A 15,703-nucleotide genomic window follows, 5' to 3' on the forward strand; every position below is an offset into this window, starting at 1 on the left:
GCGGCTACTCCGTCCCCGCACCTTCATCGAACGGAGCGATTGCCATGACACCCGTACCGTACCGGATTCGCCGACTTCGTCCACGATCTCCTGGACTTCATGGAAGAAAAGCTCCGCGAGGCGCTGCGGGACGAGATCTCGAGGGTCGGCGCTGTTAGCGAGGCCGCCGGGGCTGTGCCGCTGCTGCGGGACCGCCTTCGCGAGAACGAGCTGGTGCAGGCCCAGTTCATGCTGGTCTTCGACAACGAGCTCTATGAACCGCGCGCCACCCGGCGATGGCGCGACCTGGCCCATATGCCGCGTAGCGACTTCGAGGCGGAAGTGGAGGCGCTCCTGAAACCGGGCGGCACGTTCGCGGCGCTGCGCGCGGTTGCCGCGGCCCAAGGACTCGACTGATTTTCGGCCGCGCTCGACTCGGATAGCTTGGCGCCGCTGGGCCGAGAGGCGGGATCCCGATGGCTGCCCAACCGAAGCCGACCAGGAAGAAGCGCCGGCGCACGCTGCGTGAGCCGGACGTCTACTACGTCGTCGCGATCAAGGACTGGGGTTGGGGCTATTCGCTCAGCCTCAACACGGACCGTCAGCCGATCGATCCTTACCATGAATTCCGCCATCTCCAGGTCCAGGGCCGGCTGCTGCATCCCAAGGGTCTGAGGACGGACCGGATCGCGCTGACATTCCTGCCGTCGAAAGACCTGGATCCGGAGGAGCGGAAGGCGCTGCGGCCGCTAGGCGTCGGATCGCTCGACGGCTACGGCGATCCGATCACCGGGCTCCTTCCGCTGCCTATGGATGCGCTGCCGCCGATCCTGCAGATGATGATCGGCGAACGCTTCAAGTTCGTCGTATTGCACGGCACGAAGTTGAGCCACCGGCGGGCTACGCTCCACGGCTTCCGGATGGAGATGAAGCTCGATCCGGACGATCTGCCGGAGGGCGTCGAGCTGCCGGACTAGCTCGGTGGCGCACGCGATGGGCCGCATGGTAGAGGGGTCGCCATGAAATTGCGCATCCCTGCCAAGGCTACCCGTTCCGACGGCAAGAAGCTGGAGCTTTACCGCGGGCGCAAGGCCAGGCGGTTCCATCTCTTCGTTTCGGACGTCGAGCCGCAGTCCAAGAAGATGCGCGAAGGCGACCGCATCAAGTTCCAGGACGGCCTGCTGAAGGACATGGACCGCCGAGGTCGGCAAGCGTTTAAGGGCGACATCGCACTTGATCTGCGATTGGCGACGACCCGCCACGATGCGCCCCAGGCGCACACGATCGCCAAAAATTGCTCGACCTGTTCGGGACGGCCGATTCCACCCTCGGCGGCCCTGATCGTAAAGTCCTCTACCATGACGATAGCCAGATCCACGCCTTGTCGGTTTCGTGCAGGCACGGGCAAGACGAGCCGATAATCGCGGTCGACGTGCGTTCGATGAGCGCCTTCCGCGACGATCTCGCAATCGCCGGAATGGCGGACCGCGACGACTACATGGATGGCCGCGACCGATTCGAAGACATGCGGACCCTTCGCGAGTTCATCGCGGAGGAAGCGTCCAACAGGGCTGCGCTGGGCAGCGCGAAGTACGAAGCCATGCTGCAGTTCTACCGGTGGAACGCCCAGAACTCTGCACTCGCCTATGCGAGCGTTACCACCGGCTCGCTCGCATGGCTGTTCGACGTGCCGCGGCGAGGGGTCTTCAATCCTTTCCCCAAGCAATGGGACACCATGTTCCGGAGCGCGCCGCTGCGGATCGAGCTGGGCGAGCTTCCGACGAAGCCGGGCGAGTCGACGCAGTTCAAGCAGCGCGTGCAGGCGGAAGTCGCCGCGTTCAAGCAGGAGTGGGACTGGCTGATGTCGCCGCTGGCCGTGCCGGTCGCGCTTCAGCTCGTGGTCAGGCCGAGCCCCGGCATGCCGAGGGGCGTGCTGCACGACCTGGACAATATCGTGCGCGACTATCTGATACCGCATTTCGTACCCACGTTCGATACGGTCAGCGACTTCCGCTGGCTCTTCGAGAACATGCGCGACGAGAAGCCCGCGACCGCGAACCGTCTGTGGCTGGATCGGATGCCGCCCAAGGGGACCCGGGCCGGGGTGACCCGCTATGAGGCGTGGCGCCTGCCTGCGGCGAAGAAGGGTGAGAAAGGTTTCGTGAGCGCCGCGATCGTGCTCGACGACATCGTCTCCGGAAGCCTATTCCAGCAGATCGATCGGAAAATCGGCGAATGGGCCGAAAAACTGGATTGATCGCCCGGCCGCTCTGCCAACCGGGCGTCATCTCGTCGGCGGAAGCGTCGCCTGCCCGTGCGGCAAGTATCGGGAACTTCGACCTTCTTCCAATGCGAACCGCGTTGTCAGTGGCTCGGTATTGGGCTCTCTTTTGGCAAGCTTCAGTCTTGGCGAATCAGCAGGAGTTTCAGAGTTGAGCCGTGGTCCTCGACGCCCTCCCATCATTAGCAAGAAGCAGCAGCAGAGACGGCGGGCCATCGTGATCAAGCTGGTATCTCGCATCGATGACCTTCGCGAGGAGGTGCAGATGTGCAAAAGCGACGGGCGTCGGAAGGAAATCGTCGCGGAGCTGAAGCAGCTGCGACGTGAACAAGGCCGCTTGTCGCTCGCGGACAGAGAGCCCAAAGTCGCTCCACTTCCGTCTTCGTTCGTCGACAGAGTCAAAGCGGATCAGAAAATACGCGCGCGCCTATCGGGCCGCGACAAGATTAAAGTCCATTTCGTGCAGGGAGGCGCGCCCGGCAGCGCGAAGTAAGCATCTGACGACGCGCGTGCGCCTCGGCCGCTCGGTTATGCTATTTTCGCGGAAGCAGCATGACGTTCATGGAATGGCAAGGACTGCCCTTGCAACGTGTGCAGTCATTCTAAGTCGCTGTTTTCGTTTCCATGGCCGCCGCTGAAGCCGACGGACAGCTAACCTACGCGCCCAGCCTCGACAGAGCATCGTCGTCGTCCGGAGCAAGACCGGGGCTTGTGTTCAGCTCGGTTAATCCGGCCCGCTCCATGTCCCACCGCAGCCGAACCAAGAAATCCTCGAACTCATGATCATGCAGCGCTGGTAGACCGTCCCTGGCCTCGTTGACGAGCGTGGCAAGCGGAACGTCGTCGCCATCGAACAGTCTGAACACGGCCACGCCAGCTTCCGGAAACCACCTTTCGTAATCGGCGGCCGCTACGTGGAAGCCGCCGGCGTACCTCATCCGACCGACGAGGTCGTCCAGCGCGTCCTGGCGCCGCCGCATCCGCGCGGGCGGCGCTAGGACCGGACCCAACTTCGGCCCCTGCGCCGCCAGCGCCAGGAGCTCCGCCTTCTTCCGGTTCTTGTCGAACGCGAATCGTTGCCCCTCGACGGCTCGCGCAAGGTAGCCGGGGACTTCCGTAAGGCTCTGCTTCTCTCTGCGGATCGCTCTGGTCCGCCAGATCTCGATGCCGATGCGTGCGCCCCCGCGCATCCTAACCAGGCTCAGCGGATGATGCATCATCACGGAATGCAGGCCGGCGTCGTAGACGACCTCCCGCCAGTGGCGCTGTACCCGAAGAAGGTCTTGGGCGAACATCGCGCAGGCCTCGTCGGGATTGTCGACGACCTGCACACGCCATTCCGGACGCCGGGGCGGGAGCACCCGCCTGACCAACGCCGCCAATTCCCCGTCCGCCCATTCCGCCATGAACGTCCCCGCGCTTCTTTTCCGCGGTTCTGGCGCCGGCCCGGCTTCCAGCAGATTAACGAGCGGCGCCGCCCGGTCCGGTCCGGCGCGCCTTCTCTCGTCGTGATGAACGAATCCTTGGAATCTTGCTCCGACGCCTCCGGCGGCAACCGAATCCACTCCGCGCGATGGCATCACAGCGCGCTCAGGTCATCCGGCACCTCTCCGAACTTCCCGATACCCTTGGCGTCGCCGAAATCGCCGCTGGACGGATCGCCCGTCCGCGACAATGCGAGGGCATCGACCACGCCTGGCTTGCGCGACAGCACCTCGGCCCGCATCACGGCGGCGTTGGCGCTGAGGCATTCGGTCGCCTCGCCAGGCGCGATGCCGTCGTCGGAAGGGACGAACGGCAAAGCGACGTAGTAGGTCACGTCAGACATCTGCGTCATCCTTGCGTTCGCGCGCTGCGGGGAGCCGGCCACGCGCGTAGCCGGTCGACACTTTCGTCCGGAGCTCGTCGAGCTGGGCCTCGAGGAAGTCGCTCGCGACAATCAGCGCCTTCACTGCCTCGCGGGCGTCGCCACCGCAGGCCGCAATGGCTTGGTCGGCGGCCGCGTCGAGGTCGGGCAGGGGCGCTGCGGCTTCCGGGCGTGCGGTCATGCGCCATTGTCCCCTGTCTGTTCACCGCCGGCGATCGCTTCGGCGATGGTTGCACCGGCCCGCCGAAACCGATCATCCGGTAATTCCAAGCCTGGCAGGGTCTCGGCGGCGGCCTCGCGCAGCTTGTCGGCCGCTTCCTTCTTCGCGGAATCCGCCTTCATCTCGGCGGCGATGATCCTGCCGCCGAAAACGCGGCTCGGATGCCGCCGTCCCACCGATCACCTCGCGGATGCGTCAACGTCCCCCTGCGGGGACCGGATTCGGCCGGTTTCGGAATCGATGATGCCGACGATTTCGCAGACGCGGATGAAATCGAGGACCACGCGGCGGTCTTCGAGGACGCTGGGCCTGCGGCCTTCGACAACGCGCGCGGCAGAGTGGTAACGACGGTCGTTCATGTAGGCAGATTAGAACATATCAAGAACATTCGCAAGAGTCGGCGCCGACTTATATGTGGACGTGAACAGGACTGCGAGGATCGAATGGTATATCAGCAAATTTCCAGAGACCCTGCCGAGGGCTTCCGCCGCACCCGGCTTCCCACCGGCTGGTTCAGTTGGACGTTGACAACCCAGCTCAGCGAGCTGCTCGCGGAGGCCGAAGCCCGCTTCGGACCTCGCGATCCGACGTGGACTCCGCTGGGCATCGAATTCGATGGCGATGTTCCGCATATCTGGTACCCGGGTAACCGAAGGCATGTTTCGGTCGTCCTCACCGAGCTCGCTCGCCAAGACGTCAAGCGAGCGCTCTTCCAATTGTCACATGAGACGATTCATCTGCTGTCCCCGACCGGCGGAGCGGAGGCGCCGGTGATCGAAGAGGGACTCGCGACCATGTTTTCCAATCAGATCTCAGCCCGATACGGACTGGGCTTCAGCTACGACGTCCAGAGCTACGTCACAGCCGCCAATCTTACCGAGGCGCTGCTCGCGATGTATCCCGATGGAATCAAACGGGCCCGGGAAAGAGAAACCAGCTTCACGAAGTTCACTCCCCAACTGATCCAGGAAACTTGCCCTAACGTCCCAAGCGAAATGGCCGCCCGGCTCTGCCAGCCATTCGTTCGGGGATGATCACGCCCGCCGAGTTTTCGCATGTAGCCGTCGACTGGCCTCAGGGCAGAAGGAGCAGACGCCCGTCCTGCGAGCCCTTCATCGAAAACACCGTGTCTCCCACCACGGCGTGATGAAAGATGCCGGGTGCGGGGTTTCGGAGCTCGAACGTCGAGGGACCCGGCGACGCGTCGTGTTGGTGGAAGATGTCCCCGCGCTGAAACACGTAGTGACCGTCGAACGATCTGGCGTTGACTCCATCGGAGAGCAACAGCCGAGTGGGATTCGTGTGCACGGTGCCTATCAGCGGGAAGATTCCGAACTTCTCGGAGCCCCGCCCCGCCGTCCGCTGTCCGAAATTCGGCCCCGGCACCGGCAGGAAGCAGTGCGAGACGGCAACTTTGTTGGTTTTCAGGTCGACGGCGGGGACGGCCTGGTAGAGAAGGATGAGTTCGACCTTCGTGTCCGGGTATTGACCAAAGTAATCGTTGGCCCATTTGACGCACTCCTGCATGGAGGCGGTGGCCGACATGCGGAGGAACAGCGTCCGACACACGTCCTGGCCGACGTTGGCGCAATGCTTCTCCATGTTCGCCACACCCTTGCGGATGTTTCAGCGCGTTCGCCAGCGCTGCCGATTTTCATTTGATTGATCTGGTGCCGTGTCCAAGCCGGGTGCGCCTTGGCCAGATTCGAAACGGCGTGGCCCAATGTCAGCATCTCGTTGGTCGCGAGTGCATGTCCGTCCTGCCATAGCTCCCGCACTGGATTTCCGCCGCCCTGCTCGAGCCAGCGCAGGCCAAACTGGTCGGCCACCGCTTCCAGATAGGTATTGAGCTCCGCCTTCTCCGTCGGATCCTGAGTGAGGACATTCTGTCGTTGGGAAAGGTAGTCGGGCATTTTAGGGGACTCCCTTGTTGTCATGGTCTGTGGGGTCCCCGGTCATCCGGGAAACGCGCTCCACTCTACTATTTAGCTTGCGACGAACCTTAAGGTTTGCGGGACGACCAGATGTGCTGTCGTCCGCGGAAACGCGGTTGCCAAAGGTGCGAGCGCACTTTCCTAGGGTTTAACGATTTCGTAGTCCGCGACCTTCCCGATTGCGATTTCCGCCGACGATCAGGCCGCCTGCTTCCTTCCGGCCGGACGATAGCCCGCAGCGGGCCAGGGCTTGCGTGCCAGCCAGTAACCGACCCGGTCCAGGTAGACGATTTCGTCGGAAAATTCGCCGACGGCATTCCCGATGTAGGCCCGGGTGCATTTGCCCGGGATGATGCCGCGATCCCGCAGCATGGCCTCAAGCTCGGCACGGGTGAGGGGCCGACGCTCGTCCGTCAGTAGCTTGATGATCCAGAGGCCAGCCCGCTGCACGGCGGTCTGCGTCCTCTCCTTCCATGTCGCCGGATCGTAGAGCGCCGGCGAGTAGGGGGTAGCACGGTCCCAGTAGCCCAACCCGGTGAGCTTGATCAGCTTGTCGGTGTGCCTGACGAAGAAGCGCCGCAGGAACACCTCGCCGTCGACGACCGGCGTCAGGATCGAGCGCGTCTTCAGTTCAGTCAGGATGTCGTCCTGCGAAAGCGGTCGGTCGGCTCGCCGCAGCATCTCGACGACTATCCCGTCGACGATCTCGGTCTGTGTCGGCGCTGGACCGTCGAGCGGCAACGTGCGGCCCAGATAGGGGCGTGACCGCAGCCACCAGCCGGCACCCTCGACATAGACGAACGTCTCGCGCGACTCCCACATCGCGCTGTAGAAGAAGTCCGCCTGGTCGGACGGGCCGATGGTCATCTTGCGACGGAGTTTCGCGAGCAGGTCCTTGGACGGAAGGGGCGCGCTAACGCCGCTGAGGATTCTCTCCGCCTCGCGGACCAGCGCCTTCCAGCTTCCCTCCGGCTTGCCGAGCGACGCCTTGCCTGCCTCAACCTGCTGGACAAACCTTTCGATTTTGCCGCGGAGATATCCGGCGCACAGGCATTTCTCGAGATCCGGATCCGGATCGAAGCCGGCCGCCTGCAACTGGTCGCGAAGCGTGGGGAACGAGCCGCCCAGCCGGTCCCGAATCTCGCCGAGCATCATGAAGCGCGCCGCGAACGCGTCCGCCGTCTTCGCCGGGACCGTCTTGGAGCCAGGTTGCACGCCCACGATCAGCCCGCCATCGATGGCCTTGCGCAGGCCGCGAGCGTTCAGCCTCATCCGGATCGCTGCGGCCGCGAACGACAGCACCTCGCCGGTGACCGCCTCCATGAGCTCGTCGTGGTCGATGAACAGGCCTTTCAGACCTGGCCGCCCCCCGACCCGGACGCGAGCCCGGAGCCGGCCTTCGAGGATCTTGCGGACGCATTCGGCGATCGTCGCCGCCGCGCCGCGGCCAAGGTCCGCGATGGCGATCAGCCCGTGATTCGGGCTTACCGCGCAGCTGGTGCCGCTCCCGAGCTTTGCGAGCAGGCCATCAACGTCCTGCGACCGGAAGACGTAGTCGTGCCGCCGCCCGCCGCCGCGCAGCGCCGGCTGCAGCAAGTCGCCCTCCATCAGCGAGATCATAGCCTTGCGACCGATGGCGAGACGCTCGCACGCCTCTTCGAGAGACAGGGCGCCCTTCAGATCGCGCCCTATGCGCTCGACCTCGTCGACGGGAAAGGACAGTTGGCTGCCGGACCGCTTCTCGGTGCGGATTAGCCCGAGCGACAGGCCGATACTCTTCATCGCGTAGACGCTGACACCGGCTTTCGCTGCGGCCGCCTTCAGGGACAGTTTCTTGACCGCCGTCGCCGGTAGCTTTCCGAGCCTGGCCTTCGGCACGATCGGAAAGCGTGCAGCGCCGTGGACGTGGAAGGCCTCGGCAAGAAGCGACGAGAATTTCGCGCCACGCTTGTGGTTGAACCAGTAATAGAGCCAGCCATAGCACGAGGTGAAGCCTTCCTCCGGCCGGCCGCCCTGGGCTATGAAGCCGTCGTAGATCTTGGTGAGCACCTCGTCGAGCTTGCCATCGGCCAGCACCTCGAATCCCCGCGCCTGGACCGTGGAGAGCGGAAGCCCGAGCGCCTCGGCCGACTTCCATTCGTAGCTGTAGCCCTCGCACGCCGCGCCGATGCGCTCGAGCGTGGTGAAGACCTCGCGCAGCGGCAAGGCATCCAGGATCGGCACGACCTCGACCTCGCCGGCACCGAAGCGCGAAAGCAGATAGGCATCCTTGCGCAACACTTTGGGGTCGGCCGCGGCGCGCGGCAACGTCATCGTGTCGTTGTTCGGACAGGCCGAGCATTTGAGCAGACCGCCGCCCCGCCAGGTGAATCGTTTGCCACATGCGCAGTTGCCGACCAGGTCGATCCCGTGTCGAGGGCAGGTGGCGACGGCTCGGATGTCCCACCAGAAGCGGTGATGCCATGCCTCGTCCAGGCAGGCCGGGCACAGCCGCCGCGGACCGAAATCGAGCATGTCGCCCATCGGATGGCCGCGAAGATGGAGACGGCCCTTGCGGTCCTCGGTCGGACTGTCCGCCGCGATCCGGGAAGGGTCCTGATCGACTTGCGCAGCGAACGCCGCGATTTCGGCCGCGACGCCGTGCGCCAGCCGCGAGCGGTTGACGCCGGCGGCCTTCACCGTCCTTTCGGTGGACGAGTGCCCCTGGATTTCGGCGACCCGCAAGAGCAGGCCCATGGCCGTCTCCTCGGGCTCGATCTGGCGCCAGCCCCAGAGTCCGACGGGAGCCTTGGACTTCATTTCCGACCCGCGAACGCGTCCTCAACCATCCGGCGGTCGCCGTCGGACATCGCGCTCTTGCGCTTGCCGCCTCCCTTGCCGGTCATCGAACGCGATTTCGGCGCGGGATCCTCGTCCTCCTCGTCCCGGACGGGCGCCAGCGGGACGACGGTCCCGAAAACGTCGCGCACCTGCGGGAACGGCATCCTGAACCAATTCCTTTCGTCCGAGCACTTGCTGGCGGAGCGGTAGGCCTCCTCGAAGTGCTTCATGGTAATCCTGCTGTTGCCGCGCGCGATGGCAAGCTTCGCTGCGCGCACCACCAGTTTCATCATCTTCCCCGTATAACCGCGATACGACTGGTGCAGCCGCAGTGCCATGTTGGGGTCCGACAGGTCCGACGGCTCGTCGAACGGCAGCACCGAGTTCTTGCCGTTCCGCCGATCCAGCGCCCGCAGGAGCTTGCGGTAGGGCGTCAGCTCCTGGCGCTCGGTACGGACCAACAGACGTCCGTTGTCGTCGAGCCTGGGGAAGTCGCCGACCGAGCAGCGCAGCGGTTGAACCGTGTAAGAATTGGCGACGAGACGTTCGAGCTGCTCGTTTTCATCACCGAGTTTCAGCGCGTCCGGCATGCCGACGCAAACTACCTGCACGCGCGCCTTGGCGAACACCTTGAACACGTCGGCGACGCCATAGATATCCATGCCGTTCTCGATGATGTGCTGCACGTCGTCGAAGATGATCATCTTGACCTCCTGCTTCTCGATCGCGTTTGCGATCTCGATGCAGGCCTTACCGAAGCTGAATCTCGATCCGAGATCGATGCCCAGACCCAACGCGGTATCCGCCATGAACGAGTTGAAGCGCGGGCGAGGGTCCACCCAGACGGCCGCGATCGGACGACGCAGCCCCTCCGGCGTCATGTGGCAGATCGGCGAGAGATCCGTCGCGAACAACTTCGGCCGATACCATTTCCCGCTGGGGTCCTTCGCGCGCATCTCTGCGTATTTGCGATCGGTGAACATCCGCACCGCCGTCGTCTTGCCGACGCCCGTGTCCCCGACGATGAAGCAGCCCTCGCCTTCCGGCTCCAGCCCGGCCGGCCAGTACAGATGCTCGAGCATCTCGTCGATTGCATTGGTGAAGGGCGTCTTCATGAAGCGGTAGGCCAGATGCTCCACGCGAGCTTCCGGCGGCCAGTCGGCGAACTTCTCGGGCATCTTGCTCAGATCGTACATTCGCTTCAGCCTCCTCAGTCCCGTCCGAATCCGACAGGCGTCACATCGTCGTCATCATCGTCATCGTGGTTGGCTTCGCCATCGTCGCGGTCGTCTGCCCGTGAGCCATCGGTCGGCTGCTCCACATCCGGCGCGGCGGTCGTCTCATCCGGATCGGCGCGATCGGCGTCCGCATTCGGCGCGGTCGGCGGCGCATCCTCGACGCGCACGTCCGGCGACACCACGATATCGTCGGCCGCCTCCTCGTCGGCGCGCTGCTCGAATTCAGCCGCGCGCGCCTTGTCCTCGGGCGAGTCCTCGGGGTTTTCGGATCCCGTCCACGGTCGCTTCGGCTCGCGGAAGGGCCCCCGCTTGGGTTTAGCGGGCGCATGATCATCATCGTCGTCGAAGAGATGCCCGCCGGGCGGTTCGTGATCCTCGTCGAAGCTCGCCGGCCGGACCTTCGCCCAAGCCGACTGGCTGCTCACGAACGCGGCGAAGCGCTTCGGCGCCAACCCTTTCTTGCGATCCGCGACGCGCTGCCTGACATAGGTATCGATTTGCTCGAAGGCTCGCGCGAGCGCGTCCTCGCGCTCCAGCTTCTTCTCGTCGCGCAGGCGCCTGGCGAGCCGCGAAATGACGACCCACTGGTTGAGAGTCTTGCCGAGCGCCTGCATGGGCTCGATCAATTGCCCCTCGACCCACTCCTCGCGCTTCTTGTCGTAGACGTAGCAGACCGAAATATCGAGCGGGTCGATCCTCACCTGAACGTCGGCCGAGTCGGGTAGATATGCCCGCACTCTGCTCAATTCGTCCGAATCCCAGCGCAGACCCTTGTAGCGGATGCCTCCTTCCCTAAGCGTCCGCGGCACGACGAGCCCAGTAAGCGGGACGAGGAGGTCCTTAGGAATCTCGCGGTGTGGCACGGTCTCCTTGAGGCCTTCCTCCCAGGCCTGCGCCGGCGACCGACCGATCTTGGCGTGCTGATCCTGGTGGTAGATGTCGATGACCCACTTGGCGACAATCCAATTCACCTCGTCGATCGTGAGGACGGCCATCTTCTCTGAATTGTAGAATTTGCGGCTTTCCCACTTCGAGAACACGGTGCCCGGCATCATGTGGACGATCTGCTCCTCGAGCGTGCCGAACCAGCGCTCGATCTTGCCTTTCAGCCACGGCTTCTTCGGCTTGGCGTGATCCGGCTCGATGCCGAGCGCGGTGAGCGTCTCCTCCATCGAGAGCGACTTGAAGTCCCGCCCGTGATCCATGATCAGCCGATCCGGCTTGCCGTGGCAGTTCCACGGGTTCTCGATGCCGCTCTGGCCGTTGCCAAGGATCTTGAACCCCTCGTACACCCAGTCCTTCGGCATCACCGCGACGCGCAGCGCGTCCATGACGCTGGCCCAGGAGGGCGGAGCGAAGCTGATCGAGAAGCCGACGATGCAGCGCGAGTACCGATCAATGATCGCGGTCAGCCACGGCCTCCCGGCGATCTGCATCGTCTCCTCGTCGATGACGAGGATGTCGAGGAGGGTGTGATCGACCTCCCATTCGTTGTTCACGCACTCGCCCTGGGGACCAAGCTGGATCGAGCGCGCCCGGCGCTGCGCTTCGCGCCAGTTGGTCGTATCGACCATGACGCCGAATTTGTCGCGTTTGCGAAGCATGCGGGCGACCAGCTTGCCGCCGATGCGCTCGAACAGGGTGCCGTCGTTGCGCTCGAGCTTCTCGCCGCGACGCCCGGCCTCCTCTCGCAGCTCGCGATCGGCCGCCATTCGCACCTGCCGGAAGCTCGCAGGCGTCGGCGAGACCAGCTTCTCGCTGATCAGCCGGTTGATGGTGTCGCGATGCCATTGCGAGTAGCGTTCTCCGCGGCGTCCCTTGGCCCAGTGGCACGGCACCAAAGCGCGGACGTCCCGCCCGCCGGCGACGTAGAAACGATACCAGGTGCGGACCTGGCGAGCGTTCGGCTTGTCTTTCAGGCGGATCTTGCCGGTCTTCCAGACCTCCTTGATGATCCGCTCGATGACCTTCTTTTTCGAACGATGCAGCGGAGGTTGCACCTTATCCAGCTTGAGCACGAAGCGCGCCCGCGCCAGCGCTATGCGGCGCTCGTCGGGTGAGAAGGTGCCGAAGTCGATCCTCAGCGACTGCCTGCGGGAGGGATCCAGTTTCTCGAATTTCTTGTCGTCAAGCAGCCGCAGATGCAGCGCCAGGCGCAACTGCTGAACCTCGCTGATCACGATCTGCGAGCCGGCTTCCTTGTCGTAGAAGATCCGGCCCCCGCTGATCACGGGTCCAGCCGAATATGCCTTGCCGTCGATACGGACCGGCGCGCCGCTCTGGATCCGGACGGGTACCTGTACTGCCATCTGTTTCGCCCCTCCTGAAGCAATCACACGCGAGACGAAATCAAATCGTAAACGCGCGCGTTCTGCGCGCGTTTACGATCGATTCATCGACAACGAGTCCTTTCTGGACCGTCGCCTTCGTCATGCGCGGACGAAGCTCGTCGTCCGCGTCCACACTTCGGACGGGTCGAGAACGATCTCGCCCCGCCAGGCCAGTCGCAGCGCCACCGCGAAGGCGTCCACGTCCGGCGGCAGCACCCGCGCGAGATGCGGGATGCCGCTTTCGGGCGGCAGACGCAACAGCGCCAACCGGCCGATCCGCTCCGAGGCCTCCGGGAAGAAGCCGTCCGCGCAGCGGCGCATCGTCACCGCGTTGAGGAGACTCGGCTCGATCCGGATCTCCTTCTCCGTGGCGAGCTCGAAGCCGAAGCCCCGGGCGTACGCTGTCTGGCGGATCGTCCTCCACCGCGCCTTTTCCCGAGCCCGCAGCTCCGCCTGCCGATGGCGGTTAAGGTGCTCCGGATAGATCCGGATCCACGGCTTCACCTCCACCAGCACCGGCGGAGGATCCTGAAGGCCGTCGCGCCCGTGCCGGATCCGGATGAAATCCGGAATCCAGAGGCGAGGCTTGCCTTCGAACCGGTACGGCAGCCCACGCTTCGTCTCATGGACGCGAGGCTGGGCTAGGCCCTATCTCCGCCTGCCGATAAGACTGGACGTTTTTTTCCTCGAGCTGTTTTTCGACGTCGAGGTCGATCCACTCCGAGGGATTTGCTATCTCCATGGTTTTGTGGAGCGAAGGAACGGAGACAACAATAGCGAGCGGTTCGAAGGATTTTTCGCAGACGAAGCCACCCGGGAGGCCGAGCGCGATGCTTTCGCTGCTGCTCTTGATTACCTGAACTCTCGAGCAGGCGCGGGGATTTATCATTACTCCAAGTATGAACGCACCATTTATCGCAAGCTCCAGCAGAAGTATCCGGAGATCTGCTCACCTGAATACGTGGAGAAGATTTTCGATCCGAAGCGGGCGGTGGATCTTTATGGAGATGTAGTTCTGAAGGCGACCGAGTGGCCCACCAGAGATCACTCGATCAAGTCGCTGGCCAAGTTTTTGGGTTTCGCCTGGCGGGATACCCACCCCTCCGGCGCTGCCTCCATCGAATGGTATGACCGCTGGTGCCGAGGACGGGACCCCCTGATCCGACAGCGCATACTGGACTACAACGAGGATGATTGCCGGGCGACCCGAGTGTTGTTGGACGGAATCAGAGCACTAACGGTAGCTACCTCGTACTCAGAAGGCTGAATGACGGCAGCCCCTCCAAGGGGACGAGCCCTCGATGGCGGAGAGAGTGGCCGCCTCTTTAGCGTCCGGTAAGCCCCGAAAAGGCCCGAACAGGACCGGTGGCGAGACCGCAAAAAGCCTTGCGCTGCAGTGGTTTCCTCACTTGTTCTTGCCCGTTTTGACCCGATATTGGTCGGTATGCACCGGCATGGCCGTGCCGGGAGTCTAGCCGGGGGTTTGCATCTGGAGGAAAGGGGAAGTTGCGATGGCACTGACCACGAAGCAGGTCGCCAAGCTCACTGAGCGAGGCCGCTATGGCGACGGTGACGGTCTCTACCTGCAGGTTACCCGGACTGGTGCCCGCTCATGGCTGCTGCGCTATGAGCGAGGCGGACGCGAGCGGGCGATGGGTCTAGGGCCGGTCGAGGACTTCACGTTGGACGAAGCTCGCGGGCGCGCCCGCAAGGCGCGGCAGCTGCTGAAGGACGGGACCGATCCAATCGAAGCCCGCAAGAATGAACGCGCCAAGCAGGCCTTGGAGAAAGCTCTGGCTGCGGCCGCGAACGTCACCTTCAAAGAATGCGCGGAGCAATATTACAAGTTTCATTCACGCAAATGGAAAAACGCAAAACACAGCGCGCAATTTCTGTCGACGATGAAGATGTATGCGTACCCGGCGCTAGGAAAGCTGCCCGTTGCGGCGATAGACAAGGCATTGGTCCTCAGGGCAATCGAGCCGATCTGGTACACCAAAACCGAGACGGCAAGCCGGGTCCGCGGCCGTATCGAGGCCATTCTCGATTTCGCGAAGACACGCGGTTATCGGACAGGAGAAAATCCGGCGGCCTGGGACGGCAACTTGGTCCATGCCCTGCCTGCCCGCAATACAATTGCCAGGGTCGAGCATCACGCGGCGCTGCCCTTTGCTGAAGTACCCGACTTTGTGGCTCAGCTCGCAGTTCGCGAGGGCATCGCCGCTAGGGCCTTGGAGTTCACTATCCTGAATGCCAGTCGCACAGGTGAGGTCATCGGCAGTCGTTGGTCGGAGATTGATCTCGATGCAAAGCTGTGGACGATTCCAGCCGAGCGCATGAAGGCCAAAAAAGAACATCGAGTGCCACTGACCGGTCGTTCTCTTGAAATTTTGGAGGCACTACCGCGTGAAGGGGATTTTGTATTCCCCGGCAGCCGCAAGGGCGTTCCGATCTCCAATATGGCTATGGCCGAGGTACTGAAACGCATGGGTCGGCTCGACATTACCGTCCATGGCTTCCGGTCTACATTTCGCGATTGGGCAGCCGAGCGGACCAACTATCCGAATCACGTGATCGAAATGGCACTCGCCCATGTGGTTGGCAACAAGGTCGAGGCTGCCTATCGCCGTGGCGATTTGTTCGCCAAGCGTGCGCGCCTCATGGCCGATTGGACGAAGTACTGCATGACGAGGCCGGTGGACGCGGCGGGAACTAACGTCATGCCGATACGGAGGGTAGGACGATGACCAAGCAGCCATCGAGCCTTTAGGACGCCTGTGGGGCTAAACGGGGTTTAGCGGGGTCAAAAGTAGAGTTGCGCGTTTGCCGGGTGTTATGGCATGCTTGCAATACATAAGCGGCTGCTAGAGCAAGGCGGAAAGCCTCTAACAGACCGGCACCTGTAGCAATTGGTGCAACTCAGCTCCGCACGGCGGCCGGGACCATCGCCCGCAACTGCCGCAAGCCTTTGTCGGGTCGAAGGTAGAACCAAGGCGAAACTCGTGCGGATAGTCCGACTGAATCTCGGCGTCGC

General features: G+C 63.4%; 17 protein-coding genes. 8 read left to right on the top strand and 9 right to left on the bottom strand.

What is annotated here, in order from left to right; translation table 11 throughout:
- Positions 1 to 99: 99 nt before the first annotated feature.
- The 5 genes from ACFLEY_RS05160 (at position 100) to ACFLEY_RS05180 (ending at position 2,753) form a co-directional block, all read left to right on the top strand.
- Positions 100 to 396 (top strand): hypothetical protein, encoded by a 297-nt coding sequence (locus tag ACFLEY_RS05160; protein WP_060910153.1) that lies wholly within the window; start codon positions 100 to 102, stop codon positions 394 to 396.
- 59 nt (positions 397 to 455) lie between these two features.
- Positions 456 to 956 (top strand): hypothetical protein, encoded by a 501-nt coding sequence (locus tag ACFLEY_RS05165; protein ID WP_211433856.1) that lies wholly within the window; start codon positions 456 to 458, stop codon positions 954 to 956.
- 42 nt (positions 957 to 998) lie between these two features.
- Positions 999 to 1,400, top strand: coding sequence for a hypothetical protein (locus ACFLEY_RS05170; RefSeq protein WP_396604545.1), 402 nt, complete (start codon positions 999 to 1,001; stop codon positions 1,398 to 1,400).
- A gap of 20 nt (positions 1,401 to 1,420) precedes the next feature.
- On the top strand, positions 1,421 to 2,236 hold the full coding sequence (locus tag ACFLEY_RS05175) for a hypothetical protein (RefSeq protein WP_396604546.1): 816 nt from the start codon (positions 1,421 to 1,423) through the stop codon (positions 2,234 to 2,236).
- A gap of 241 nt (positions 2,237 to 2,477) precedes the next feature.
- Entirely contained in the window at positions 2,478 to 2,753 is a 276-nt protein-coding gene (locus tag ACFLEY_RS05180) for a hypothetical protein (RefSeq protein WP_129557472.1), read from the top strand.
- A 163-nt stretch (positions 2,754 to 2,916) separates the two neighbouring features.
- On the opposite strand, the gene ACFLEY_RS05185 is transcribed toward ACFLEY_RS05180, so the two are convergent.
- The 4 genes from ACFLEY_RS05185 to ACFLEY_RS05200 all read right to left on the bottom strand — a co-directional run bounded on the left by ACFLEY_RS05185 (position 2,917) and on the right by ACFLEY_RS05200 (position 4,523).
- Positions 2,917 to 3,591, bottom strand: a complete 675-nt coding sequence (locus tag ACFLEY_RS05185) for a hypothetical protein (RefSeq protein ID WP_129557473.1) — start codon at positions 3,589 to 3,591, stop codon at positions 2,917 to 2,919.
- 248 nt (positions 3,592 to 3,839) lie between these two features.
- Positions 3,840 to 4,088: a hypothetical protein gene (locus tag ACFLEY_RS05190; protein ID WP_060910158.1), complete on the bottom strand. Its 249-nt coding sequence runs from the start codon at positions 4,086 to 4,088 to the stop codon at positions 3,840 to 3,842.
- Positions 4,081 to 4,308, bottom strand: a complete 228-nt coding sequence (locus tag ACFLEY_RS05195) for a hypothetical protein (protein WP_060910159.1) — start codon at positions 4,306 to 4,308, stop codon at positions 4,081 to 4,083. Before ACFLEY_RS05195 ends, ACFLEY_RS05190 begins: the two co-directional genes overlap by 8 nt.
- The gene (locus tag ACFLEY_RS05200; RefSeq protein WP_060910160.1) at positions 4,305 to 4,523 is read right to left on the bottom strand and encodes a hypothetical protein; all 219 of its coding nucleotides are present in this window, start codon (positions 4,521 to 4,523) and stop codon (positions 4,305 to 4,307) included. Before ACFLEY_RS05200 ends, ACFLEY_RS05195 begins: the two co-directional genes overlap by 4 nt.
- Positions 4,524 to 4,790: 267 nt before the next feature.
- On the opposite strand from ACFLEY_RS05200, the gene ACFLEY_RS05205 reads away from it, so the two are divergent.
- A complete protein-coding gene (locus tag ACFLEY_RS05205) occupies positions 4,791 to 5,381 on the top strand; it encodes a hypothetical protein (protein ID WP_060910162.1) in 591 nt (196 codons plus the stop codon).
- A gap of 40 nt (positions 5,382 to 5,421) precedes the next feature.
- Here the strand turns inward: ACFLEY_RS05205 and ACFLEY_RS05210 are convergent, their stop codons facing one another.
- The 5 genes from ACFLEY_RS05210 to ACFLEY_RS05230 all read right to left on the bottom strand — a co-directional run bounded on the left by ACFLEY_RS05210 (position 5,422) and on the right by ACFLEY_RS05230 (position 13,185).
- Positions 5,422 to 5,949 carry a hypothetical protein gene (locus tag ACFLEY_RS05210; RefSeq protein ID WP_211433858.1) on the bottom strand — a complete coding sequence of 176 codons (528 nt, stop codon included), beginning with the start codon at positions 5,947 to 5,949 and terminating at the stop codon, positions 5,422 to 5,424.
- A 530-nt stretch (positions 5,950 to 6,479) separates the two neighbouring features.
- Entirely contained in the window at positions 6,480 to 9,080 is a 2,601-nt protein-coding gene (locus ACFLEY_RS05215; RefSeq protein ID WP_211433859.1) for a TniQ family protein, read from the bottom strand.
- A complete protein-coding gene (locus ACFLEY_RS05220) occupies positions 9,077 to 10,297 on the bottom strand; it encodes an ATP-binding protein (protein WP_060910165.1) in 1,221 nt (406 codons plus the stop codon). The genes ACFLEY_RS05215 and ACFLEY_RS05220 overlap by 4 nt, the downstream gene beginning before the upstream one ends.
- A 14-nt stretch (positions 10,298 to 10,311) precedes the next feature.
- Positions 10,312 to 12,648: a Mu transposase C-terminal domain-containing protein gene (locus tag ACFLEY_RS05225; protein WP_060910166.1), complete on the bottom strand. Its 2,337-nt coding sequence runs from the start codon at positions 12,646 to 12,648 to the stop codon at positions 10,312 to 10,314.
- A gap of 120 nt (positions 12,649 to 12,768) precedes the next feature.
- Entirely contained in the window at positions 12,769 to 13,185 is a 417-nt protein-coding gene (locus tag ACFLEY_RS05230) for a hypothetical protein (RefSeq protein ID WP_211433860.1), read from the bottom strand.
- A 43-nt stretch (positions 13,186 to 13,228) separates the two neighbouring features.
- Between ACFLEY_RS05230 and ACFLEY_RS05235 the strand changes: the two genes are divergently transcribed.
- Positions 13,229 to 13,936: a TM0106 family RecB-like putative nuclease gene (locus ACFLEY_RS05235; RefSeq protein WP_211433861.1), complete on the top strand. Its 708-nt coding sequence runs from the start codon at positions 13,229 to 13,231 to the stop codon at positions 13,934 to 13,936.
- 244 nt (positions 13,937 to 14,180) lie between these two features.
- The gene (locus ACFLEY_RS05240) at positions 14,181 to 15,416 is read left to right on the top strand and encodes a site-specific integrase (protein WP_211433862.1); all 1,236 of its coding nucleotides are present in this window, start codon (positions 14,181 to 14,183) and stop codon (positions 15,414 to 15,416) included.
- The last annotated feature ends 287 nt before the right edge of the window (positions 15,417 to 15,703 follow it).

Origin of the sequence: Bradyrhizobium sp. YCK136, from assembly GCF_044570075.1 — a bacterium.
Classification (GTDB): Bacteria; Pseudomonadota; Alphaproteobacteria; order Rhizobiales; family Xanthobacteraceae; genus Bradyrhizobium; species Bradyrhizobium diazoefficiens.

What these genes read in the sequence shown, in the direction of transcription:
- ACFLEY_RS05160 (WP_060910153.1), top strand. Translation starts at nt 100, where the DNA reads ATGGAAGAAAAGCTCCGCGAGGCGCTGCGGGACGAGATCTCGAGGGTC.
- ACFLEY_RS05165 (WP_211433856.1), top strand. Translation starts at nt 456, where the DNA reads ATGGCTGCCCAACCGAAGCCGACCAGGAAGAAGCGCCGGCGCACGCTG.
- ACFLEY_RS05170 (WP_396604545.1), top strand. Translation starts at nt 999, where the DNA reads ATGAAATTGCGCATCCCTGCCAAGGCTACCCGTTCCGACGGCAAGAAG.
- ACFLEY_RS05175 (WP_396604546.1), top strand. Translation starts at nt 1,421, where the DNA reads ATGAGCGCCTTCCGCGACGATCTCGCAATCGCCGGAATGGCGGACCGC.
- ACFLEY_RS05190 (WP_060910158.1), bottom strand. Translation starts at nt 4,088, where the DNA reads ATGTCTGACGTGACCTACTACGTCGCTTTGCCGTTCGTCCCTTCCGAC.
- ACFLEY_RS05195 (WP_060910159.1), bottom strand. Translation starts at nt 4,308, where the DNA reads ATGACCGCACGCCCGGAAGCCGCAGCGCCCCTGCCCGACCTCGACGCG.
- ACFLEY_RS05205 (WP_060910162.1), top strand. Translation starts at nt 4,791, where the DNA reads ATGGTATATCAGCAAATTTCCAGAGACCCTGCCGAGGGCTTCCGCCGC.
- ACFLEY_RS05210 (WP_211433858.1), bottom strand. Translation starts at nt 5,949, where the DNA reads ATGGAGAAGCATTGCGCCAACGTCGGCCAGGACGTGTGTCGGACGCTG.
- ACFLEY_RS05215 (WP_211433859.1), bottom strand. Translation starts at nt 9,080, where the DNA reads ATGAAGTCCAAGGCTCCCGTCGGACTCTGGGGCTGGCGCCAGATCGAG.
- ACFLEY_RS05220 (WP_060910165.1), bottom strand. Translation starts at nt 10,297, where the DNA reads ATGTACGATCTGAGCAAGATGCCCGAGAAGTTCGCCGACTGGCCGCCG.
- ACFLEY_RS05225 (WP_060910166.1), bottom strand. Translation starts at nt 12,648, where the DNA reads ATGGCAGTACAGGTACCCGTCCGGATCCAGAGCGGCGCGCCGGTCCGT.
- ACFLEY_RS05235 (WP_211433861.1), top strand. Translation starts at nt 13,229, where the DNA reads ATGAAATCCGGAATCCAGAGGCGAGGCTTGCCTTCGAACCGGTACGGC.
- ACFLEY_RS05240 (WP_211433862.1), top strand. Translation starts at nt 14,181, where the DNA reads ATGGCACTGACCACGAAGCAGGTCGCCAAGCTCACTGAGCGAGGCCGC.